Raw genomic sequence first — 22,049 nt, 5'->3', positions numbered from 1 at the left:
TCACTACATTTTTAAAATCGTTTTATATTCTGTCTGGTTATTTAATACACTAACTGCTCTTTTAATTTCTGAATTGTTTTTTAAGTAATACTGATACAAACCTTCTTGATATTGATATCTTTTAATCAACTCTTCCAAAATCATGTTTTTAATTTCTTTTTGGTTTTTATCTAGTAAAGTTGTCTCGCTTTTTTCTAAAGCATTCAACAATTGCTGATATTCGGCAGTGATGGTCTCGTCTATTTTTTCTTTTTTAGCTGCCGCTAAAGTATTTTTCAAAGCTACTTCGGTGTCGGTATCAAAAGTAATTTTATTCGTTTTTAAGTATTGTTTGAAAGCCGTATAATCCGCATCAGTAAGAGTTGGAATCTTATCACCTAAATTTGGATTTTTGTAATAGTAAGCAGTTGCGTAATCAAAAACACCGTCATTTTTAATTAAAGCAGTTGCGATCGCACTAGTTTTGGTTTCTTCCAATTCGATATCTGGCAAAACGCCGCCTCCATCATAAACCGTTCTTCCTTTTCTAGTTTTAAAAGCATTGAAATTTTTAGCGTCTGTTTTTTGAGCCACACCATTTTTATCTTTATGCGCATAATCCAAAGCTTGAATACAACGGCCAGATGGCGTGTAATATCTAGAGATCGTTACTTTGAGCTGTGTTCCGTATGTCAAATCAACAGAACGTTGCACCAAACCTTTTCCAAAACTTCTGCTTCCTAAAATTACGGCACGATCCAGATCTTGTAAAGCACCCGATACAATTTCAGAAGCCGAAGCACTTCTTCCGTTTACTAAAATCGCTAGCGGAATTTCAGTATCAACTGGTTCTTTCTGTGTTTTATAAGTATTATTGTGTTTTTCAATTCGCGATTTAGTCGTTACAATAACTTCATTTTTCGGAACAAACAAATTACAGATATCAATTGCTTCGTTTAATAATCCTCCAGGATTTCCGCGTAAGTCCAAAACAATCTGTTTAGCGCCATCAGCTTTTAATTTTTCAAGAGCTTCTTTTACTTCAGCAGAAGCTTTTCTGCTAAAATGTGCCAAAACGATATAACCAGTTTTGTCATCAATTTTTCCGTAAAAAGGAACCGATTTAATATCTACTTCATCCAAAACCAAAACAGTAGTATTTGGTTTTCCTTGACGAAGATATTTGATGTTGATTTTTGTGTTTTTTGTTCCTTTCAATAATTGCGAAGCGTCATCTTTAAAATCGGCAATTAAAACATCTCCAATCTGAATAATTTCGTCTCCCGCTTTAAGTCCCGCTTTGTCAGCTGGATAATTTTTATAAGGTTCGCGAACAATCAAGCGATCGTTTTTTCTAGAAATCAAAGCTCCGATTCCTGTATATTCTCCCGTATTATTGATTTTAAAATTAACCACGTCCTGTTCGTTAAAATAAACCGTGTACGGATCCAAACTTCCCAACATGCTTTTGATCGCTTTATCCATCAAATCTCCCGGATTAGTTTCATCAACATAATTGGTATTTACGGCTTTGAATAAAGTCGTAAAAATTTCGATCTGTTTGGCAATTTCAAAAAAATCTTCTTTAAAACTGGTTCCAACAAACAACATTCCCGCCGCAGCGACTGGTATAATAAATCTTTTTTTGAAATACGGATACATGATTATTCTTTTTTTCTTCTTTTTAATCTTTTTCTAATAAAATAGGCTAATACAAAAAATATAATGACAAACGGCCAAACGCTAATTAACGAAATTAAAAAATCGGATAAACTGAAAAACCCTGATTTAACAGCAGTCAACAGTTTTGAACCGTAAGATATTTTGACACCTTCTTTTTCAGGTATTGTTTTATAAAATTCAATAGTAATTGTACTTTCAGAAACGCGGCTTTCTAGGTATTTCAGTTGACCTTCTTTGGCTTCGATTTCTTCTCGAATAGTTGAAATTTGCTGTTCGATTTCTAAAATTTCACTGACTTTGTTTGCTTTCTTTAAAATTTCAAGATAACGTTCCTCAAGTTTTTTCTTGGTTTTTAATCTAGAAGTTAGATCGATATATTGTTCTGTAACATCTTCTGCAGATATTTGTTTTTCATCAAAATAAGAAACGCCTTTTGAAACCGCATCGATAAAACGGTCAAAATTTTGGCTTGGAACTTTAATTACCAAAACTCTGCTGACATTATTGTAATTCTTCCCTTCAGTATCATTAAAAATATTGCCATTATTTTCAATTATAGCTTTTTTAATTTGATTGAAAGTGTTTTCAAGATTATCAGTCTCGAATCTTAAGCTCGCTTGTTTTATGATCTTTTGTTCAATTTCTTGTTTCACTTTTGGAGCTACTGGATCAAAATTTTTATCATCAGAGGCAGCTTCTGCTTTTGGAGGCAGTTGTACTGCTGCAATAGACATATTTTCTTCTGCTGAAGCTGAAGATTTGCTGCAGCCTGAAAGAAGTAAAACCAAAATCGATAAAAAGAAAAGTTGACGCATAAAATTTCAATTTAGAGCTAAAACTACGATTTTTTTGCCTAACTTGATTAATAATCTTACGTTTTGAAATTTACGCTTCCGTTTTTGGTTCAGAATCTTGCGGTTTGTTGATCTGCGTTGTAAATTTCTCAAACAGCTGAATCATTTTAGTATTGATTTCAGCATAAGACAAACGGTCTTTGGTTTGATAAAAAAGCATAATCGAATACGGACGATCCAGATTATCCAAAAGCAAATGTTTGTTTAATCGATAGGTTTCACGTAGAACCCTTTTGAAGTAATTTCGATCTACGGCTTTCTTGAAGTATTTCTTAGAAACCGAAACGCCAATCTTGGTTTGTTCTTCTGAGTTTGCTTCCGCTTGACGGTAAACCAAACGAAGCGGATATTTAGATACCGATTTTCCTTCAGAAAATAATAATCCGATGGTGGTTTTGCTTTTTAAACGCTCGTTTTTAGGGTAATTAAAGTTCATTTAACTCAGAAAAGATTTGCAAATTCTAGCGCAAAGGTACAATTAAACCAGAAAAACAGTTATTGTTTTCAATTTTAATAAGTCTAAAAATTTATTTACTACTTTTGCGCATTAATTTTTGAAGCATGGAAAAAATTATTTCTTATCCAATATCGGTAATTTATTATTTATTATTTGGTTTATGTTTGGCTGTTTTTCATCCAATTCAGTGGATTTGTTTAAATGTATTTGGCTACCAGGCTCATAAAAAAAGTGTCGATTATTTAAATTTCTGCCTTTTAAAATGTACCAATCTTGTAGGAACAAGATATACAATTGAAAATGTAGATACGGTTCCGAAAGGTGTGCCAATTATTTTTGTGGCGAATCACCAAAGTATGTACGATATCGTAGCAATGATTTGGTATTTTAGACGTTTTCATTGTAAATTTGTAAGTAAGAAGGAGTTAGGCAGCGGAATTCCGAGTGTTTCGTATAATTTGAAACATGGTGGATCGGTGCTTATTGACCGAAAAGACCCTAAACAAGCCATACCAGTTATTAAAGGCTTGTCTGAATATATCGAAAAAAACACAAGATCTGCCGTTATCTTCCCAGAAGGAACAAGAAGTAAAACGGGAGTGCCAAAAGAATTTGCACAGAGCGGTTTAAAAATCTTATGCAAATATGCTCCATCTGCATACGTTGTACCAGTGAGTATCAATAATTCTTGGAAAATGGTAAAATTTGGTTTTTTTCCTGTTGGCTTAGGAAATCATCTGAAGTTTACAGCTCACAAAGCTTTGGCTGTTAAAGATTACAAGTTTGAAGAGCTGATGGAGATTACTGAAAAAGCAGTTAAAGAAGGAATAAATGAGTATAAACAGGTTTAAGTTTTAGTCCGAGCTAAAACCTAAAACCCAAATTTAAAATAAGTAATGTCTATAAAAAACATTAGATTAGAAGTAATGCAGTTTTTGGAAAAAAACGTGGATAGCTTCGTTGAACAGTATTTAATTCCAGTGGAAAAAATTTGGCAGCCGTCGGATTTCTTACCAGATTCTCAAGGAGAAAACTTCTTTGAAGAGGTAAAAGAATTACGCGAGATTGCTAAAGAACTTCCTTACGATTTCTGGGTTACGCTTGTTGGTGACACCATCACCGAGGAAGCTTTGCCTACATATGAGTCATGGTTAATGGATGTAGAAGGAATAGATCAGCAAGAAGGAAGTCAAGGTAATGGTTGGGCCAAGTGGGTTAAACAATGGACGGGAGAAGAGAACCGTCACGGGGACCTTTTGAATAAATACTTGTATTTGTCTGGTCGTGTGAACATGCGTGAAATCGAAATGACAACACAGCACTTAATCAACGACGGTTTTGATATTGGAACCGGAACTGACCCATACAAAAACTTTGTATATACTAGTTTCCAAGAATTAGCAACCTACGTTTCGCACAATAGAGTAGCACAGATAGCTAAGAAATTTGGCGATAACAAGTTGTCTAAAATGTGTAAAATGATTGCTGGAGACGAAATGCGTCACCACCATGCTTATAGTGAATTTGTAACGAGAATCTTCCAAGTGGATCCAAGCGAAATGATGTTGGCGTTTCAATACATGATGAAACAAAAAATCGTTATGCCTGCTCATTTCTTGAGAGAATCTGGTCAAAAAATCAGTACCGCTTTTGAGCAATTTTCAGATTCAGCGCAACGTATTGGCGTTTACACGGCAAACGATTATGTTGAAATCATGCAGAAATTAATCAGCAAATGGGAAATTGACAAAATCACCAATTTAAGTGATGAAGCAGAAAAAGCGCGTGATTATTTAATGAAACTGCCAGCTCGTATGGCTAGAATATCGGAAAGAATTGTAATTCCGCAAGAATCTCACATCTTCAAATGGGTTGAACCTGCGAGACTATAAATTTTAGATTTTAGAATGTAGATTTCAGATTTTTGATTGGAGTTTGGAATTTAAAATATTTGGAATTTGAAAAAAGCAACAATGTTGCTTTAAAACATATTTGTTGATTGTTGAAGGTTTATAATCTTTGACAATCAACTTTTTTTATAAACCGTAAAAACTTCTGTATGAGCGATTCAGCATTAATTATTAAAACCATAGCTTTTGTAAAAGAGAAACTAAACGATGCCGAAGGCGGGCACGACTGGTTTCATATTGAACGTGTTTATAAAAATGCCATTTTGATTGCTAAAGAAACCGAATGTGATTTAACGATTGTACAATTGGGTGCTTTATTGCATGATATTGCGGATAGTAAATTTCATAACGGAGATGAAACTATCGGCCCAAAAACAGCAAGAGCGTTTTTAGAGGCTCAAAATGTTTCTGAGGATATCATTGCCCATGTTGTCAATATCATTGAAAATATCTCTTATAAAGGCGGGAATTTTGAAAGAAAATTTTCTTCGGTCGAATTGGATGTTGTTCAAGATGCTGATCGCTTAGATGCAATTGGTGCAATTGGCGTTGCAAGAGCTTTTAATTATGGAGGATTTAAAAACAGAGCTTTATACAATCCAGAAATTGCTCCTATAACCAACATGACAAAAGAAGAGTATAAAAAAAACAATGCTCCAACAATAAACCATTTCTACGAAAAGCTTTTATTGTTAAAAGACAAAATGAATACCGAAAAAGGGAAAGAAATTGCAGCTGAGAGACATCGCTTTATGGAAAGTTTTCTAGCTCAGTTTTATGCAGAGTGGGAAGGGGTGAAATAGTATTCAGTTTTCAATCTGAATTTTCATCTCGCTTCTTTTTAATCTAGAAAATCTAAACTTTTCAGGATATAAAATTAAAACGGCTCTATTAGAGCCGTTTCGTATTCAAGTTTAATTATAAATTATTAGAACAGGTACAAATTACAATTTGGATTTTAAAAGACACATTATTGCAAAGGCACATAAAAAACCAAATGAAAACCAAAGCAGTCTAGTAATGACATTACTTCTGATAATTTCTTTTTTTTCAAATTTTGTCATTTTGAATGTGTTTTGAAACAAATCAAAAGTAATTTGAAAGAGATAACAATTATGCCTAAAAAGGTTTTTAAAGTACTAGAATAAGACAATTTTTACTTGCAATTGATCTGCATTAAATTTTGCTTATCTCTCTTTGGAAAGTCTTTCCTCTTTATTTTCTAGCAAGAACAAACCCTTCAACTGTATCCTTGAACTCTTTATTCTGTTCATAATACAAAATATGTCCTCCGTCTATGATTTTAACTTTTTGGTTAGGAAATTTAAACAGTTTATAATGTTCTGGACCAATGTTATTATCTTTTGTTCCTGAGATTATAAGTGTTGGCACTTTAATGGTCGCGGTTTCTTTTGTGAAATCGCTGAAATACAACGGACCGCTCAACGCGTGTTGCGCAAAAGAAGAGTTTCTTTTTTCGCTGCTATCGATACTGTCCAGTTTTTCGACATTTGCTCTATTGTCAGACAATATTTTATAATCTAAATCAGCTTTTTTAATTTTCGTTTTGGCTTCAAAAAAAGTATTTAAGATTGATTCTTTGCTTTTTATTGGAAAATCTTCGCCCAAAGTTTTGCCCATAAAAGCAATTTGATTGAGAAGCGAATCATTAATATCTAGTGTAGAATTCAATAGAATTAGACCTTTTACATGCTGAGGATATTTTTCGGCATATTTAGTAGCCAAAATTCCTCCGAAAGAATGACCAATTACAAATACTTTTGAAGTTTTAAGAGAAGCACGGATTTCTTCAATATCATCAATCATTCTGTCCATGCTGTAATTGTTATTAACGGGAGATCCAGATCGTCCGCATCCTCTTTGGTCGTAATAACACATCTTTAATTTATCTTCTAAAACATTTCCGCCAAATTCTTCAAAAGACTTACTCCAAGCGCCTGGACCGCCATGTACAAAAATGCAGACTTCACCTTTTCCTGAAACTTTCAAAAATAACGGAACTCCATCTGAAGTTAGAAAAGTGTTGTCGGTTTTTGGTTTTGCATTCGTTTTTGTTTGACTGATGATTGAACTTTGTACGAAAAACAATAATAGAATAGACAGAAAAGGGATTTTCATTTTGTAAGTTTTTGATGTTTTAAAGACATAAAAGTATAATTAAAACAGCACAGAAAAAACCTATATATTGTTTTTCATTACCAAGTAAGTAATAATTGTAGCGCAGAAAAAACCTATTGTAAACCAAAGCAATCGAGCAACTCTATTGTCTCTTATTATTTCCATTCTATCTTCTGGTGTCATTTTTAATGAGTTTTAGAAAACAAAAATAATTTTAGAAAATATACAAATAGGGCACTTTCAGGTTTTAAAATAACATAATAAGACATTTTAATAGAAAAAGCTTCAAATAGAATGAAATTCTACTTGAAGCTTACTTTGTCACTTTGCCTCTCTGTTACTTTGTTACTCTACTAAGAACATCCGCAATTCGTTCCTCCGCCACAATCTTTTTTCTTTTTAGATTTAAAAAAGAATTTTTTGATTAGAAAGGCAATTGCTATTCCTAATATGGCAAAGGCTATAATCTCTTGAAACATAACTTTTTATTTTAAAAGTTGATACGCAATTAATGCGGTTAAATAAGCCAATCCGCTCATGAAGACTAACTGCATTGCAGGCCATTTCCACGAATTGGTTTCCTTTTTAGTAATGGCCAATGTACTGGCGCATTGCATGGCAAAAGCATAAAATAGCAGTAAAGAAATTCCGGTTGCAAAGTCAAATACTTTTTTGCCTGTATCTGGGCGAACTTCTGCCTGCATTTTGCTTTTTATAGTCGATTCGTTGTCGGTATCTCCAACGCTGTAAATAGTTGCTAAAGTTCCAACAAAAACTTCGCGCGCCGCAAACGAACTGATTAAGGCGATCCCGATTTTCCAATCGTAACCCAACGGCTGAATTACAGGTTCGATTGCTCGTCCCATTAATCCGATATAGGAATTCTCTAGTTTTTGAGAATTAATTTCGTTTTCAAACTGCGTTTCGCTCAAAGTAGTATTGGCAAATTTTTCTTTTACGATAGTTTCTGCTTCATTAAACTCTCTTCCAGGGCCGTAAGAGGCTAAGAACCATAAAATGACTGATATTGCTAAGATGATTTTACCTGCACCAAGAACAAATGCTTTTGTTTTCTCTACCACATTAATACCAACATTTTTTAAAAGTGGCATTTTGTAGCTTGGCATTTCAACCACAAAATAGGTTTTAGATTGAAGTTTTAAAACTTTATTTAAAATATAGGCCGAAAGAATTGCCGTGAAAAATCCTAAAATATAAAGAGCCATTAAGGTTAATCCTTGAAGATTTAAAACTCCAAAAACGCGTTTGCTCGGAATGACAAGCGAAATGATAATAGCATAAACAGGCAATCTAGCAGAACAAGTCGTGAATGGCGTTACTAAGATCGTAATTAGGCGTTCTTTCCAATTCTCGATATTTCGAGTGGCCATAATTGCAGGAATTGCACAAGCAGTTCCAGAGATCAATGGCACGACACTTTTTCCTGAAAGACCAAACTTGCGCATGATTTTATCCATCAAGAATACAACACGGCTCATATAACCGCTTTCTTCCAGAATGGAAATAAATAAAAATAAGAAAGCAATCTGCGGTATAAAAATAATAACACCGCCAATTCCTGGTATAATTCCCTGCGAAAGCAAATCGGTTAAGATACCGCTTGGGAGTTCTGCTGCCACCCAGCTGCTCAAGGAAGCAAAAGTGCTGTCAATGAAATCCATTGGAATAGTTGACCAGCTGAAAATCGATTGGAAAATCAAAAACAGAATCGCAAAAAAGATCACATAACCAAAAACTTTATGCGTTAATATGCGATCAATCTTAGCGCGAATGTCTTTCGCCATCGAAGCATCAACTTTTAAACCTTCTTTTAAAACATCATTTATAAATTGATATCTTTTAATGGTTTCTTTCTGCTGTAGACGTTTTAATTCAGAATGCGATTTGGTAAATGTGCCACGTATTTCGTTTCGGTCTAAATTTAAGAAATTAACATCTTGCGTAATTACCAGCCACAATTTGTACATCAATTGGTTTGGAAATGCTTTTTGTAATTTTTCAAAATAATCGGGATCAATTACTGAAGCGTTTAAGCAAGGTTCGTGTGTAATATTTTTATAAGAAACAATAAGTTCTTTTAACTTTTCAATTCCTAACCCTTTGCGCGAACTTACTAAAGCAATTTTTGTTTTTAGTTTATCTTCTAAATAAGGAATATCTAGTGAAATCCCTTTACGCTCCATACGATCAGACATATTGATGACCAATATCGTCGGAATTTCTAAGTCTTTTATCTGAGTATAGATCAGTAAATTTCGTTTCAGATTTTCAACATCGGTTACAACTACTGCTACATCAGGATATAATTTGTCGTTTTTATTTAGTAAAAGTTCGATTACCACACTTTCGTCCATTGAACTGGCGTTTAAGCTGTATGTTCCTGGTAAATCTAGAATATTGGCTTTTACGTTGTTTGGCAATTTGCAGAATCCTATTTTCTTCTCAACTGTAATTCCAGGATAATTTCCGACTTGTTGGTTCAGACCTGTTAATTGATTGAAAACAGAAGTTTTTCCGGTATTGGGATTACCGATAAGGGCAACATTAATATTCTGAACACTCATTACAAATCGGTTTTGATAAGTTCAACTTCAATTTCGCGAGCTGTTTCAATACGTATTGCAACATGAGAACCATTAATATCTAAATATAACGGATCGCCAAAAGGAGCAACCTGCAGTAATTCAACTAAACTGCCCGGAAGACAACCCATTTCTAATAATTTCAGTGGAATAAGTTCGATATCAAAATCTTTGATAATGGCTTTTTCGCCTTTTTTCAGAGTGTGTATTGTATTTTGCAAGCTTATTTAGATTGAATTTAGATTGCAAAAGTAGGCAATTATTCTTTATTTCAAGGCATTTAACACTTCTACAAATGCTAAAAGTTTCTAAAAATAAGGGATTTTACTCTTGAGATAAGAATTCAATGTCTTCAATAAGGCGTTTTACGTCTTCTTTGTTTGTTCCGTCATAAAAACCTCGAACGCGACGTTTTTGATCGACCAAAACAAAATTCTCTGTATGAACCATATCGTAAAGCTGATCTGGTCTGCCTAATTTAACAGCTAGATACGATTTTCTGGCCATGGTGTAGATCTCTTTTTTGTCTCCAGTAACCAAATTCCATTTGCTGTCTACCACGCCATATTTAATCGCATAAGCTTTTAAAACAGAAACGCTGTCTACTTCTGGAAAGACCGTATGAGAAAGCAGCATAACTTTTGGGTTATTTAAAACAGCTTTTTGTACATCAACCAAATTGGTTGACATTTTTGGGCAGATAGATCCACAAGTTGTAAAGAAGAAATCGGCTACGTAAATTTTTCCTTCGTAATTTTTCTGGGTAATCGTATCGCCGTTTTGGTTTATAAAGGAGAAATCGGCGATAGTGTGGTATTTGCTTTTATATTGAATCGTACTGTCTACCAACTCAGGATTTACATCAGAAGGATTGTAAATTGGAAGTGTCTTTTTTGGTTTTAATGCCGAGTAAAACAGAGATATCGTAACAACCGAAAATACTATTAATACAATAAAGAATTTGCGGTATTTATATAAAAGCGATTTCATAAAAATAATTTGGCGCAAAAATACAAAAAGCAGATTTTAAAAACTTTACTGTATTATTTTTTTAACAGCCTTTTGTAACTTTTATTGAGGTTAAGAGACATATACCCTAAGTGTTTAAATTCTATTTGTGAAATTTATTCGCCTTTTTGGCTTTACAGTTAGAATTTTAACACAATTTTTGAAATAATAACAATATGTTTGTATTTTCCCTTAAACTATAATTTTTTATGAAAAAACAATTAGTTAAACCTGTGTTTGGTGTTATTTCTGCAATGTTTGCAATAACAGCAGCTCAAGCTCAAAACGCTCCAAAGGAACCAGGTATCAATGTTTCGTATATGGATACGAAAGTAAGCCCTAGTCAGGATTTTTTTAAATACGTAAACGGAACCTGGCTGGATAAGACAGAGATTCCTAGCGATAGAACTTCTTGGGGAAGTTTTAACGAGCTGATTAAAAAAACGGATAAGGATGTAATGGCTATTCTACAAGAGGCCGCAAAAAATCCAAAGTATAAATCAGATACAGATCAAGGAAAAGCGATTAACCTCTTTAATACTTACCTAGATTCTATCGGCAGAAATAAAAGAGGAATCGAGCCATTAAAACCTTATTTGAAAAAGATCGATGCCATTAAAAATATTGCTGATGTTCAGAAATATTTGGTTGAAATGGAAAAAGAAGGAAATGCTGGCTTTTTCGGAATTTACATTGGAGCTGATGATAAAGACAGCTCTAAAAACTCTGTAAATCTAGGACCAAGTAATTTAGGACTTCCGGATAAAGATTACTACACTTCTGACGACAAGGATTCTAAAGACAAACGTGCTAAATATGAATTGCATGTAGCGAGAATGCTTCAGTTTATTGGAGAATCTCCAGAAAAAGCAAAACAAAGCGCTGCTGAAGTTTTGGCTCTTGAAACAGAATTGTCAAAACCGAGATTAAACAGAGTTGAAAGAAGAGACAGTCGTTTGCAATATAACCCAATGACAGTTGCAGAACTTCAAAAGTTAACTCCAGCTATCAAATGGAACGAATATTTTGCTGGTTTAGGAATTACAAAATTAGAAACTGTAATTGTTTCTGAGCCTAAATACATGACAGCTTTAGAAACTGTTTTCAAAGAAAATAAAGTTGCACAATGGAAAGAATACCTTAAATGGGATCTATTAAATGGTTCTGCAACTAAATTAACATTAGCAATTGATGATGCTAATTTCGATTTTTACAGCAAAACATTAAGAGGTGCAATTAAACAGCTTCCTGCTGACGAAAGAGCACTTTCTGTTGTGAACCGCAGTGTTGGAGAAGCTCTTGGTAAATTGTATGTAGAGAAAGTTTTTCCTGCAGAAGCAAAAACCAAAGCTCTAGATATGATTCATAATGTTATCACGGCTTATCAAAACCGTATTAACAATTTGACTTGGATGTCTAAAGATACTAAAGTAAAAGCAATAGAAAAACTGAATAAGATTACCATAAAAGTTGGATATCCAGACAAGTGGAAAGATTATTCTGCTTTAACAATTAAAAGTGTTGCCGAAGGAGGAACTTACTTTGATAATACTAAAAATATCTCAAGATGGAATTTCCAAAAAGACATTGAAAAACTAAACAAGCCAGTTGATAAAACAGAATGGCATATGTCTCCTCAAACGGTAAATGCATATTACAATCCATCGTACAATGAAATTGTATTTCCAGCAGCAATTTTACAGCCGCCTTTCTACAATTACCAAGCCGACGAAGCAGTTAATTATGGAGGAATTGGAGCAGTAATCGGTCACGAAATCTCACATGGTTTTGATGATTCTGGTGCTCGCTACAATGCAGAAGGAAATTTGGTTGACTGGTGGACAGAAGAAGATTTGAAACAATTTACGGCTCTTGGAACAGATTTAGCAAATCAATATAGCGCTTTGGAGCCTCTGCCAGGAATTCACGTTGATGGTAAATTTACTTTAGGTGAAAATATTGGAGATTTGGGCGGAATCAATGCTGCTTTTGATGGATTACAATTGTATTTGAAAGCTCATGGAAATCCAGGTTTAATTGACGGATTTACGCCAGAGCAGCGTTTCTTTATTTCTTGGGCAACAGTTTGGAGAACTAAATCAAGAGACGAAGCGATCAAAAATCAAGTGAAAACAGATCCACACTCTCCAGGAATGTACAGAGCATATGTGCCAATTCAGAATGTTGATGCTTTCTACAAAGCTTTCGATATTAAGAAAGGAGATAAAATGTACGTTGAACCAGAAAAACGAGTTAAAATCTGGTAATCAACTAGTAAATAAAAAAGGGGCGGTTTCGAATTTCGAAACCGCCCCTTTTTTATACTATTTTGAGATATCAAGTATCATTCCGTAGGAATGTTTCGTCGGTAGAAAAGGATATGACGCCAGATTTATTTACGTTCCGTAGGAACGTTTGATTTTGATCTAAATTTTTAACCAATGGGCATATCAAACGTTCCTACGGAACGTAAATGCAAACCATATAATTTTTTTTCAACCAATGAAATGTTCCTACGGAACATAATACGATTATTTCAACTGACTGTAAATGTAAGCTTCAATTGCTTTTAATTCGTCCTCAGACATTGCTTTAGTAATGGCAAAATTGGTTTTCATAACCTCAAACTGACTTGGGTCAACAATTGGTTCTGCATTTCCTTTTAAGAAAGTCACGATATTGCCATTTTTGTCTTTGTACATTTTGGCAATTTCTTTAATGCTTGGTCCAACCACTTTTTGATCGGGCTGATGACAGGCAAAACAATTTCCGGTGCTTTCAAATATTTGTTTCCCTAATTCTTCTGGGGTTTGGGTTTTTGCCGGTTCTCCTTCAGAAACAGATTCGGTTGTTACGTTTGTAGGTTCAGAATTTTCTTTTTTGCAAGAAGCAAAAGCTAAAAATGCGGCTAGAAATAATACTTTCTTCATATTTTTTTAGATGTTATTCGATGGTAATTCGGTCGTTATTGGTTGATGGCTGTGATATCACCAAAAAATCCAATTGTTCTTGGCTTTCATTGGCAATATAATGCTGTGTTTTTGCCTCAATCAACAAACCCTTATTTGCATTTACAATTTCGATTTTTTCTCCCTGATAAAAAGTCGCAGTGCCTTTTAGAATAAAAAAGAACTGATTCGCATGATTATGAAAATGCAGTTTTTCTTTGGTTCCGCTTGGCATGCTTTCTTGTTTTACAGACAAACCTTCTGTATCTGCCAAAACCCAGCTGTCGCAATTATCTCCCCACAAATAATGAGAAGCGTTTTGTTTGTCGATAACCATTTTATTTCTTTAAAAGTATCGCAGCTTCTTTTGCAAAATAAGTAGAGATCAGATTGGCACCTGCACGTTTAATGCACATTAATTGCTCCATCATGATCTTATCGTTATCTAGCCAGCCTCTTTCAGATGCTGCTTTAATCATCGCATATTCTCCAGAAACCTGGTAAACCGTTACAGGAACATTTACGGTATTTTTAATTTCGCGAACAATATCCAAATAAGCAATTCCAGGTTTTACCATAACCATGTCTGCACCTTCTTCAACGTCAGACAAAGCTTCTTTGATGGCTTCAATGCGATTGGCATAATCCATCTGATAGGTTTTTTTGTCTTTTGGAACAGCAACATCAGCATCTTTTGGTGCAGAATCTAGAGCATCTCTAAACGGACCATAAAATGCAGAGGCATATTTAGCAGAATAACTCATGATTCCAACATTTTGAAATCCGGCAGCATCTAAACCTTCGCGAAGGCGTAAAACACGTCCGTCCATCATATCGCTTGGCGCAACAAAATCGGCACCAGCTTCTGCATGAGAAACTGCCATTTTTACTAAAGCATCAACAGTACTGTCGTTTTCTACATCACCATTTTTTATAATTCCGTCATGACCATAAATAGAATAGGGATCTAATGCCACATCAGGCATAACAATCATTTCTGGGCAAGCTGCTTTTATGGCACGAATGGCTTGTTGCATTAATCCGTTGGCATTCCAAGCTTCTTTTCCAGTATTGTCTTTTAAATTCTCACTAACTTTTACATAAATATTAACCGCGCGAATTCCTAAATCAAAAAGTTCTTTTACTTCTTCAACTGTTAAATCTATCGATCTTCTAAAAATTCCCGGCATTGACGGAATTTCGACTTTTACATTTTCGCCTTCAGCAATAAACATTGGAAACATAAAATCTGACGGACTTAAACTGGTTTCGCGAACTAAAGAACGAATGGACTCATTTACTCTTAATCTTCTGCCTCTTTGTAGTGGGAACATATAATTTTAGATTTTAGATTTTAGATTTTAGATTTGGATCTGATTCAATAAAAAAACAGATTGATGAATCTTGATTTCTAAAACTGTAGTTGTTTTTTATTTTTTCTTGAAGTTGTGTTACTTTTTATAAGTGGCGCAAAGTTAAAGAAAAAGGAACAAAATAAGGCGTTTAGCTTGTGGTAGAATCCGTTAATATTATCTAAAAATTTAGTTTTTTCAAGAGTTAAACTTAGAGCTAATCAAGCATGGTTTTTAAGAATATTCCATCTAAATTTGTAAAATGAAGAAAATTCTCGCTTTATTATGCTGTTTGCTCTTAACGAGTTGTTTTGAGATTACAGAAAGAATCAAACACCACGATGATCAAAGTGGCGAATATACTTTGATGATTGATTTTTCTAAATCATGGTTCAAGACCAAATCGGCTATCTGGTTGGAAGAAGTGGATGGTGTCAAAATTCCGAACGAACAGGAAATTACAGCTAAACTAAATGATTTTAAAGAGAAAGCATTGAAGATTGACGGAATTTCAAGTGTTAGCACCAAAACAGATTTTCAGAATTACGTTTTCATTATCAAACTTAATTACGCAAATCTAAAGGCTCTTAATGCGGCTGTAAATACCATAAACAATCAGCGCGATCTGATTCACTTTAGCGGAAGCGGCAAAACTTTCGAAAGAATTGCTTCGTATCCTGTGCCAGAAAAAGTGGTAAACGACCCTAAGAAAAAGAAAGATTTAGAGGAAGCCAGCATTATTTCTATTTATACTTTCGATAAAGATGTTCTGGCTGTGGATAATATGAACAGCAAAATTTCAAAAAATAAAAAGACGGTTTTTTTAAAGCAAAGTATGTACAGCGTATTTAAAAAATCGACATTAATGAATAATACAATCCAATTAACGCCTTGACTTTATGAAGCATTTTTACACCTTAATTTTTCTATTCGCCGCGTATTTTTCTTTTGGCCAAACCATTCCAGAAAAATACGACTATTTTGTACAGTTTAACGGAAACCAGCTTTCTAAAAAAGTCAGCATTGATGAGGTTTTAAATCATCCGATTTTAACCAAGTACATCACTAAAAAACCAGATTTTGATCTTCGTAAATATGTTGATATTATTAAGTTGAATGAAAAAATTACCATTCATGGCAATTTCTTAGATTCAGTTCCTTTTTACCAAGTTACGATTCCGGTAAAAAGCAAAGATGCAGTTAGAAAATATTTAATTGAAAAGCAGGGAGCAAATGGAGCGAACGGCTCAATTGAAAATTTCGGAAAATACGAAGTTTATACACCAAATGGAGTAAAAAGATCATTTGTTTGGAACGATAATTATTTGGTAGTTATTGAATTGACAAAACGACTTCCTTCTAAATTTTATGATGTTGCAGAAACTTCAACAGCAATGGATTCTGTTTCAATATCAGAGCCATATGATGAAACAATAATTGAAGCCCCGGTTTATGGTGTTCCAGTAATGGCCGATACACTAAAAATTGAAGAACCTGCGGCAAAAAATACAGATCCAATAGTATTTAATGAACCTGCGGAAAGCGATCATTTGTATGATGGAAATCCGTATGAAGAATACACGGCAGAACAAGCTGAATTTGATAGAAAATTGGCCGAGAAGCAGCGCGAAATTGTAAAGGCATTATTCGAAAACGGATTTACACCGCCAAGTTCTTCAAAAATAAATGTTTCTGCTGATATTTCTTCTTGGGTAAATTATGGCGGCGTGATGTCTAGTTTCTATTCGTTATACAATTATCCGCTGTCACTATTTGGCGGTTACGATAAGTATTTGCCAATGCAAAAGAACTTTGGGAATTTTGTAAAAGGAATCAATCTGGATTTTTATTTTGATAATGATAATGCCCGAATCGAAGAAGTGGTAGAGTATTCTCCAGAGATTGCCGATGTGGTAAGCAAAATCAGCAATAGGAAAATCAACAAGAATATCTTTAATTATTTCCCTGCCGAAAAGCCTTTAGGTTATATTTCTTATCATGCCAATACCAAAGCAGTTCTTGAAAACTTTCCGTCATTAATGACAGAATTATTCCAAAGTCCAAAACTTGCCAAAGAAGATATTAGCCTTATTACAGACTTGATTTCTACAATTGTTGACGAAGATGCTACAGCAAAGCTTTTTGATGGCGATTTAAGCGCTTTTTTGTACGATGTGAAAGACGTTGAGGTATTGACCAAAAAATATGGTTATGATGAAAATTATGAAGAGAAAATAACAGAGGAGAAAGTGAAAAAAGAAATTCCGCTTTTTTCTGTGATTTTTACTTCAACGCATCCAACATTTGGAGATAAATTACTGCAATTGGGCGTTCGCAAAAAGGTATTAGTTCAAAACGGAAATCTTTATACGATTGTTGGAACTCAGGACTACGACAACATTTTTATTCTTAAAGATAAAGATGTGGTAATTGTTGCGAATACAAAAGAGTACTTTGGAGCAGGAAATGGTTCTTTTATTAAAGAAACCAAGAAAAATTTGAGCAAAAATTATATCTCTGGAAAATTGAATATTGCACAAACGATAAAAACATTTGGCAAAAAAGCAAAAGATTCAGAATTGGATCGAATGACTAAAATCTCTTCTCAATTTTCTGATGTTTCAATTGAATCGCCTAAAAAGCTAATCGATAATAAATTGAAATTCGTTTTTAAACTGAGCTCTTTCAAGTCTGATAAAAATATTATTTTGCAGACTTTAGATTTGGCCGAAGAAATGACTTCTAAATAATGGAAAACAAAATCCCTGAAAGACTTCAGGGATTTTTTTATGATTTTATTGAACGGAAGCTTCGTAAATCTCTTTAATCGAATTGCCGAGTTCTGTATTGAATTCCTCATCAGATTGCCCAGCGCTAAGTCCTTCTGATAAAGCTCTAGAAAAACTCGCAATCAATCCGTGATTTTCGGCAAGTTTCTGATTGGCATCTTCTCGAGAATAACCGCCAGAAAGCGCTACAACTCTCACCACATGAGGATCTGACATTAAATCACTGTAAAAATTATTTACCGTTGGAATAGAAAGTTTCAGCATAACTTTCACGTCTTTATCCAAAGAATTCAGTTGTTTTTGAATTTCCTCTTTCAAAATCTGTTCCGATTTTTCTTTGTCTGCACTATAAATATCAACTTCAGGTTCGATTATCGGGATAAGGCCTTTTTCAAATATCTGCAATCCAACTTCAAACTGCTGTTTTACTACTTCTTGAATCCCTTTCAGATTTGCTTCCTTGATAACAGAACGCATTTTGGTTCCAAAAATCTTACGTTCGACAGCGCGATCAAGCAATTCGTTAAGATTAGAAATCGGTTTCATCAACTGAACGCCATCTGCAAGTTCTGCAAGACCTTTATCTACTTTTAGGAAAGGAATGATATGTTTTTGTTCCCATAAATAATCTGCCGTCCACTGTCCATCGATTTTACGATCCATTGTGTTTTCAAATAAAATGGCACCCAAAATATATTGACTGTCAAAGGCAGGACTTTTAATAATTCTAGTTCTCATTTCATGTACAAGAGCGTACATTTCTTCTTCGTTTGAATATTGATTTTCCTGAACGCCATATTGCGATAATGCCTTTGGTGTACTACCGCCGCTTTGGTCTAAGGCCGCAATAAAGCCTTTTCCAGAATGCATAAGATTTAACTGTTCGCTGTTTATATTTTTCATAACAATGAATTTTAGTTTTTTATAAATCTCTGTAATTTAAGCATTTTAATTGGGCTTCGTGCCTATTTCAAGTTAAGATTTCTTACAAGCCTATTTTTTTATTGACATTGTCGTAGACTTCTTTTACTTTTTTTGGAGGATCAAATCGATAACCAACAGACAGTTTTACAGTAGCGATATTGTCATTTAATCTTGGGTCAACTTTTTCATCTTGAGCAAAACTTACGGTATTAAGACTTGCAAAACCAAAAAAACGATCTCTATTATAGGCCAGTTTTAAATTGAAATCGGCTTGGTATAATGCTGAGGTTTCACCATCAATATCATTGATTCCAGCGCCTAAAGCAAGTCCAGCGCCAATTAAAACTCGATTACTGATTACAAAATTGTAAAAGTACGCTGGAGCCAGAGTAAATACATACATATCGCTAGGGGACGAATCGGGGGTATTTAAATCTAGATTGGTGTAATAAAAAGAGAATGACGGAATGAAACTTCCCGAACTTTTAGTCTGCCACTCGTTTTGGCTTACCAATGTTTTAAAAGAAAATTTATTATTGAAGACATAAGAAGTCGATCCGCCGATTTTGGTAGTGCGCATGCTGGGCAATTGCGCCGTTATGTTATCATCACTGATATAAAATCCTTTTTGATTAATGAAGGTAAAAGATTGCATCCATTTTTTATAGTAAAAACGGGTGTTAAAATTAAAGTGTTTGGAGTCGGAATCTCCTTTGTTTCGGCTCAGAAATTTAGGGGCAAAACCAATGGTTACATCAATAATTTTATAATTCAGGTTGAAACCAATCTGCTCTCTTCGATTGGGAATAAGATTGAGATATATTTTCGGGTCTTGAATATCTGATGCTATTACAAAACTATTGGAAGTATCTAGATAATAAACGCTGGCAGTAATTTTATCTCGATAAGATTTAAAATACGGATTCTGCAAAGTGTCATTTTGGGCAAAAGACCCAAAAATGTTTATAAAGAATGTGGCGTAAATTAGTTTTAAATTCATGAGCAATAATTTTTAAAATGCTCCAGCGGAGCAGAATATTTCTAGCAATTAAATTGCCCGAATGAATAAAGCTCCAGAGGAGCGACATAAAATCAAACTTCTTCAAAAAGATATTCATATTTATAATCAATATTGAATAACTTTAAAAACGCAATATATTCTTCTTTGAATGTTCTTATTTTATGATGTTCTTCTTGATTTTCTATATATTCAATAACATTTGTCAATTGTGAATGGCCATATGAAAATGCACCAAAACCAGTTTGCCATTCGAATTTCCCATTAATCCATTTTTGTTCATTTATAAATTTTGATGAACTAGATTTGATGTCCCGTACTAAATCTGATAATGAAATGTCTGGCTTTATTCCAACTAATATATGAATATGATCTGGCATTCCATTTATTGCGATCAGTTTTTGTTTTTGATTCGTGATAATTCCAGTGATGTATTTATACATTTCGTCTTTCCAATTTTTGGAAATCAAGTTTTGCCTTCCCTTTACGGCGAAAACAATTTGTATATACAATTGAGAATAAGTGTTTGCCATTTTTTAATCGAAATTACTAAACGACAAAACTAATTAATAATTTTAAATTTGTAAGATAAGTTTTCTTTTTTTATGGGTAGATATGTCACCCCGCTGGGGCTCTTGATGTAAGAGGTAATTGTTTCTATAGATATTTCGCTCCGCTGGAGCTTTATACGTAATGTTGGTATTTGAATTCTATAAATATGCCGCCCCGCTGGGGCTTTTGTTGGAGAGATTCAAAATGGTTCTATAGATATTTCGCTCCACTGGAGCTTTATACGTAATGTTGGTATTTGAATTCTATAAATATGTCGTCTCTCTGGGACTATTTTGTATGAAAAATGCTCCAGCGGAGCATAATATATATAGAAATTGAATCGCCAACCCCAAAAAAGAAGCCCCAGCGGGGCGACATATTAATTAAGAAACCCACTCACGTGGATTTGCCAAAACGTTGATCAATTTTTCTTCTTCGCTTCCCGCTTCTGGATGATGATCGTAGACCCATTGCACATGAGGAGGCAAACTCATCAAAATACTTTCAATTCTTCCGTTTGTTTTCAATCCGAATAAAGTTCCTTTATCGTGAACCAAATTGAATTCAACATAACGACCGCGACGGATTTCTTGCCAGTTTCTTTGTTCTGGCGTGTATAACAGAGTTTTTCTTTTTTCTACAATTGGCACATAAGCTTCTAGGAAACTATTTCCAACTTCGGTTACAAAATCGTACCAGTTTTCCATAGACATTTGCTCATTTGCTTTGCAATAATCAAAGAATAAACCGCCTAAACCACGAGCTTCATGACGATGTGCATTCCAAAAATACGAATCGCATTGTTTTTTATATTTTGGATAAAACTCTGGATTGTGTTTATCGCAAGCTGTTTTACAAGTCTGATGAAAATGAATGGCATCTTCTTCAAACAAATAGTAAGGCGTTAAATCTTGTCCGCCACCAAACCATTGTTCGATTACATTTCCTTTTTCGTCATACATTTCAAAATAGCGCCAATTGGCATGCACCGTAGGAACCATCGGACTTTTAGGATGAATTACCAAGCTTAATCCGCAGGCAAAGAAATCGGCTTCGCCAACATTGAACATTTTTTGCATCGTTTCTGGAAGTTTTCCATGAACAGCTGAAATGTTTACGCCACCTTTTTCGAAAACATTTCCGTTTTCAATAACGCGTGTTCTTCCACCGCCGCCTTCTGGACGTTTCCATAAGTCTTCACGAAATTTTGCAGTTCCGTCAACGGCTTCTAATCCAGCGCAAATCTGGTCTTGTAAATTTTGTATGTAGGCGTAAAATTTGTCTTTCATGATTTTATGTATTCTGATTTAAGAAGTCCGAAGTAAACCGAGTTCTGCAAAGTACCGTCTCCGTTTCTAAATTCGTCTCTTAAAATTCCTTCTTGTTTGAAATTGTGTTTCAATGCAACTTTCTGGCTTGCGATATTGATTTCTGAAGTGCAAATGAAAACTTTGTTCAGCATTAATTCGTTGAAACAAAAGTCAAGTGCATTAGAAACCATTTTAGAAGTGATTCCTTTTCCCTGATAATCTTCATCAATAAAATAACCAAATTCACATTTCGAAACGCGATAATCGATAGTTTTTATACACAAATAACCAATTAAATTATTCGTTTGGATGTCTCGGGCATAAAAATGAAAACCTTCTTTATTTCTCTCTTTATCGGAACTTAGCGATAAAAAATTTTGTGCTTTTTCTAGAGTATCAGAATTGGAAAGAGTGACAGGAAAAGTTTTGGCAATGTGATTTCGATTCTTGTCAATTAACCTGTAGAATTCTTCAGGAAGAATAGTATCAATTCGGTTTGTTTTCCAATCTGTAAAAGTCATTT

The 22,049-nt window shown here is 34.2% G+C and carries 23 protein-coding genes; 6 read left to right on the top strand and 17 right to left on the bottom strand.

From position 1 onward, the window contains the following. Positions 1 to 3: 3 nt before the first annotated feature. From J7574_RS02090 to rnpA, 3 genes are all read right to left on the bottom strand, one after another. Positions 4 to 1,641, bottom strand: coding sequence for a S41 family peptidase (locus J7574_RS02090; protein ID WP_290963483.1), 1,638 nt, complete (start codon positions 1,639 to 1,641; stop codon positions 4 to 6). A gap of 2 nt (positions 1,642 to 1,643) precedes the next feature. Then, positions 1,644 to 2,477 carry a DUF4349 domain-containing protein gene (locus tag J7574_RS02085; protein WP_290963480.1) on the bottom strand — a complete coding sequence of 278 codons (834 nt, stop codon included), beginning with the start codon at positions 2,475 to 2,477 and terminating at the stop codon, positions 1,644 to 1,646. A 70-nt stretch (positions 2,478 to 2,547) separates the two neighbouring features. Further along, on the bottom strand, positions 2,548 to 2,952 hold the full coding sequence (gene rnpA / locus J7574_RS02080; RefSeq protein ID WP_290963477.1) for a ribonuclease P protein component: 405 nt from the start codon (positions 2,950 to 2,952) through the stop codon (positions 2,548 to 2,550). A 125-nt stretch (positions 2,953 to 3,077) separates the two neighbouring features. On the opposite strand from rnpA, the gene J7574_RS02075 reads away from it, so the two are divergent. The 3 genes from J7574_RS02075 to J7574_RS02065 all read left to right on the top strand — a co-directional run bounded on the left by J7574_RS02075 (position 3,078) and on the right by J7574_RS02065 (position 5,686). After that, positions 3,078 to 3,824: a 1-acyl-sn-glycerol-3-phosphate acyltransferase gene (locus J7574_RS02075; RefSeq protein WP_290963474.1), complete on the top strand. Its 747-nt coding sequence runs from the start codon at positions 3,078 to 3,080 to the stop codon at positions 3,822 to 3,824. A gap of 45 nt (positions 3,825 to 3,869) precedes the next feature. Continuing rightward, the gene (locus tag J7574_RS02070) at positions 3,870 to 4,865 is read left to right on the top strand and encodes an acyl-ACP desaturase (protein ID WP_290963470.1); all 996 of its coding nucleotides are present in this window, start codon (positions 3,870 to 3,872) and stop codon (positions 4,863 to 4,865) included. 167 nt (positions 4,866 to 5,032) lie between these two features. Further along, positions 5,033 to 5,686: an HD domain-containing protein gene (locus tag J7574_RS02065; protein ID WP_290963467.1), complete on the top strand. Its 654-nt coding sequence runs from the start codon at positions 5,033 to 5,035 to the stop codon at positions 5,684 to 5,686. 412 nt (positions 5,687 to 6,098) lie between these two features. On the opposite strand, the gene J7574_RS02060 is transcribed toward J7574_RS02065, so the two are convergent. The 6 genes from J7574_RS02060 to J7574_RS02035 form a co-directional block, all read right to left on the bottom strand. Next, positions 6,099 to 7,022, bottom strand: coding sequence for an alpha/beta hydrolase (locus J7574_RS02060; RefSeq protein WP_290963463.1), 924 nt, complete (start codon positions 7,020 to 7,022; stop codon positions 6,099 to 6,101). Between the two features lie 60 nt (positions 7,023 to 7,082). Beyond that, the gene (locus J7574_RS02055; protein WP_290963460.1) at positions 7,083 to 7,205 is read right to left on the bottom strand and encodes a hypothetical protein; all 123 of its coding nucleotides are present in this window, start codon (positions 7,203 to 7,205) and stop codon (positions 7,083 to 7,085) included. Between the two features lie 170 nt (positions 7,206 to 7,375). Then, positions 7,376 to 7,501, bottom strand: a complete 126-nt coding sequence (locus tag J7574_RS02050; protein WP_290963457.1) for a FeoB-associated Cys-rich membrane protein — start codon at positions 7,499 to 7,501, stop codon at positions 7,376 to 7,378. 6 nt (positions 7,502 to 7,507) lie between these two features. After that, positions 7,508 to 9,607, bottom strand: a complete 2,100-nt coding sequence (feoB, locus tag J7574_RS02045) for a ferrous iron transport protein B (protein WP_290963454.1) — start codon at positions 9,605 to 9,607, stop codon at positions 7,508 to 7,510. Then, positions 9,607 to 9,846: a FeoA family protein gene (locus tag J7574_RS02040; protein ID WP_290963451.1), complete on the bottom strand. Its 240-nt coding sequence runs from the start codon at positions 9,844 to 9,846 to the stop codon at positions 9,607 to 9,609. The genes feoB and J7574_RS02040 overlap by 1 nt, the downstream gene beginning before the upstream one ends. A gap of 103 nt (positions 9,847 to 9,949) precedes the next feature. Then, on the bottom strand, positions 9,950 to 10,615 hold the full coding sequence (locus J7574_RS02035) for an SCO family protein (protein ID WP_290963450.1): 666 nt from the start codon (positions 10,613 to 10,615) through the stop codon (positions 9,950 to 9,952). A 227-nt stretch (positions 10,616 to 10,842) separates the two neighbouring features. On the opposite strand from J7574_RS02035, the gene J7574_RS02030 reads away from it, so the two are divergent. Beyond that, on the top strand, positions 10,843 to 12,900 hold the full coding sequence (locus J7574_RS02030; protein ID WP_290963447.1) for a M13 family metallopeptidase: 2,058 nt from the start codon (positions 10,843 to 10,845) through the stop codon (positions 12,898 to 12,900). Between the two features lie 264 nt (positions 12,901 to 13,164). On the opposite strand, the gene J7574_RS02025 is transcribed toward J7574_RS02030, so the two are convergent. The 3 genes from J7574_RS02025 to hemB are packed head-to-tail and all read right to left on the bottom strand — an operon-like array spanning position 13,165 to position 14,915. Then, positions 13,165 to 13,563, bottom strand: coding sequence for a c-type cytochrome (locus J7574_RS02025; RefSeq protein ID WP_290963444.1), 399 nt, complete (start codon positions 13,561 to 13,563; stop codon positions 13,165 to 13,167). Positions 13,564 to 13,576: 13 nt separating this feature from the next. Then, a complete protein-coding gene (locus J7574_RS02020) occupies positions 13,577 to 13,918 on the bottom strand; it encodes a cupin domain-containing protein (RefSeq protein WP_290963442.1) in 342 nt (113 codons plus the stop codon). A gap of 1 nt (position 13,919) precedes the next feature. Then, positions 13,920 to 14,915, bottom strand: a complete 996-nt coding sequence (gene hemB / locus J7574_RS02015; RefSeq protein ID WP_290963439.1) for a porphobilinogen synthase — start codon at positions 14,913 to 14,915, stop codon at positions 13,920 to 13,922. 280 nt (positions 14,916 to 15,195) lie between these two features. Here hemB and J7574_RS02010 point away from each other — a divergent pair, with 280 nt between their 5' ends. Both J7574_RS02010 and J7574_RS02005 read left to right on the top strand, forming a co-directional pair. After that, a complete protein-coding gene (locus J7574_RS02010; RefSeq protein WP_290963437.1) occupies positions 15,196 to 15,828 on the top strand; it encodes a hypothetical protein in 633 nt (210 codons plus the stop codon). Positions 15,829 to 15,832: 4 nt separating this feature from the next. After that, positions 15,833 to 17,683, top strand: coding sequence for a hypothetical protein (locus J7574_RS02005; protein WP_290963435.1), 1,851 nt, complete (start codon positions 15,833 to 15,835; stop codon positions 17,681 to 17,683). A gap of 45 nt (positions 17,684 to 17,728) precedes the next feature. On the opposite strand, the gene J7574_RS02000 is transcribed toward J7574_RS02005, so the two are convergent. The 5 genes from J7574_RS02000 to J7574_RS01980 all read right to left on the bottom strand — a co-directional run bounded on the left by J7574_RS02000 (position 17,729) and on the right by J7574_RS01980 (position 22,047). Next, positions 17,729 to 18,616: a fructose bisphosphate aldolase gene (locus J7574_RS02000; RefSeq protein WP_367272540.1), complete on the bottom strand. Its 888-nt coding sequence runs from the start codon at positions 18,614 to 18,616 to the stop codon at positions 17,729 to 17,731. A 91-nt stretch (positions 18,617 to 18,707) separates the two neighbouring features. Further along, entirely contained in the window at positions 18,708 to 19,646 is a 939-nt protein-coding gene (locus J7574_RS01995) for a DUF4421 family protein (protein ID WP_290963429.1), read from the bottom strand. Between the two features lie 92 nt (positions 19,647 to 19,738). Next, entirely contained in the window at positions 19,739 to 20,197 is a 459-nt protein-coding gene (tnpA, locus tag J7574_RS01990; RefSeq protein ID WP_290963426.1) for an IS200/IS605 family transposase, read from the bottom strand. A 402-nt stretch (positions 20,198 to 20,599) separates the two neighbouring features. Next, on the bottom strand, positions 20,600 to 21,505 hold the full coding sequence (gene hemF / locus J7574_RS01985) for an oxygen-dependent coproporphyrinogen oxidase (RefSeq protein WP_290963423.1): 906 nt from the start codon (positions 21,503 to 21,505) through the stop codon (positions 20,600 to 20,602). Further along, positions 21,502 to 22,047: a GNAT family protein gene (locus J7574_RS01980; protein WP_290963421.1), complete on the bottom strand. Its 546-nt coding sequence runs from the start codon at positions 22,045 to 22,047 to the stop codon at positions 21,502 to 21,504. The genes hemF and J7574_RS01980 overlap by 4 nt, the downstream gene beginning before the upstream one ends. Between the last annotated feature and the right edge of the window lie 2 nt (positions 22,048 to 22,049).

It is taken from the genome of Flavobacterium sp. (genome assembly GCF_017744675.1).
Lineage (GTDB): Bacteria > Bacteroidota > Bacteroidia > Flavobacteriales > Flavobacteriaceae > Flavobacterium.
The sequence above is the reverse complement of the archived record's forward strand: the minus strand, read 5'-3'. Positions and strand labels throughout refer to the sequence as shown.

Coding starts and splice junctions, on each gene's coding strand:
- J7574_RS02090 (WP_290963483.1), bottom strand. CDS start 1,641: ATGTATCCGTATTTCAAAAAAAGATTTATTATACCAGTCGCTGCGGCG.
- J7574_RS02085 (WP_290963480.1), bottom strand. CDS start 2,477: ATGCGTCAACTTTTCTTTTTATCGATTTTGGTTTTACTTCTTTCAGGC.
- rnpA (WP_290963477.1), bottom strand. CDS start 2,952: ATGAACTTTAATTACCCTAAAAACGAGCGTTTAAAAAGCAAAACCACC.
- J7574_RS02075 (WP_290963474.1), top strand. CDS start 3,078: ATGGAAAAAATTATTTCTTATCCAATATCGGTAATTTATTATTTATTA.
- J7574_RS02070 (WP_290963470.1), top strand. CDS start 3,870: ATGTCTATAAAAAACATTAGATTAGAAGTAATGCAGTTTTTGGAAAAA.
- J7574_RS02065 (WP_290963467.1), top strand. CDS start 5,033: ATGAGCGATTCAGCATTAATTATTAAAACCATAGCTTTTGTAAAAGAG.
- J7574_RS02060 (WP_290963463.1), bottom strand. CDS start 7,022: ATGAAAATCCCTTTTCTGTCTATTCTATTATTGTTTTTCGTACAAAGT.
- J7574_RS02055 (WP_290963460.1), bottom strand. CDS start 7,205: ATGACACCAGAAGATAGAATGGAAATAATAAGAGACAATAGAGTTGCT.
- J7574_RS02050 (WP_290963457.1), bottom strand. CDS start 7,501: ATGTTTCAAGAGATTATAGCCTTTGCCATATTAGGAATAGCAATTGCC.
- feoB (WP_290963454.1), bottom strand. CDS start 9,607: ATGAGTGTTCAGAATATTAATGTTGCCCTTATCGGTAATCCCAATACC.
- J7574_RS02035 (WP_290963450.1), bottom strand. CDS start 10,615: ATGAAATCGCTTTTATATAAATACCGCAAATTCTTTATTGTATTAATA.
- J7574_RS02030 (WP_290963447.1), top strand. CDS start 10,843: ATGAAAAAACAATTAGTTAAACCTGTGTTTGGTGTTATTTCTGCAATG.
- J7574_RS02025 (WP_290963444.1), bottom strand. CDS start 13,563: ATGAAGAAAGTATTATTTCTAGCCGCATTTTTAGCTTTTGCTTCTTGC.
- J7574_RS02020 (WP_290963442.1), bottom strand. CDS start 13,918: ATGGTTATCGACAAACAAAACGCTTCTCATTATTTGTGGGGAGATAAT.
- hemB (WP_290963439.1), bottom strand. CDS start 14,915: ATGTTCCCACTACAAAGAGGCAGAAGATTAAGAGTAAATGAGTCCATT.
- J7574_RS02010 (WP_290963437.1), top strand. CDS start 15,196: ATGAAGAAAATTCTCGCTTTATTATGCTGTTTGCTCTTAACGAGTTGT.
- J7574_RS02005 (WP_290963435.1), top strand. CDS start 15,833: ATGAAGCATTTTTACACCTTAATTTTTCTATTCGCCGCGTATTTTTCT.
- J7574_RS01995 (WP_290963429.1), bottom strand. CDS start 19,646: ATGAATTTAAAACTAATTTACGCCACATTCTTTATAAACATTTTTGGG.
- tnpA (WP_290963426.1), bottom strand. CDS start 20,197: ATGGCAAACACTTATTCTCAATTGTATATACAAATTGTTTTCGCCGTA.
- hemF (WP_290963423.1), bottom strand. CDS start 21,505: ATGAAAGACAAATTTTACGCCTACATACAAAATTTACAAGACCAGATT.
- J7574_RS01980 (WP_290963421.1), bottom strand. CDS start 22,047: ATGACTTTTACAGATTGGAAAACAAACCGAATTGATACTATTCTTCCT.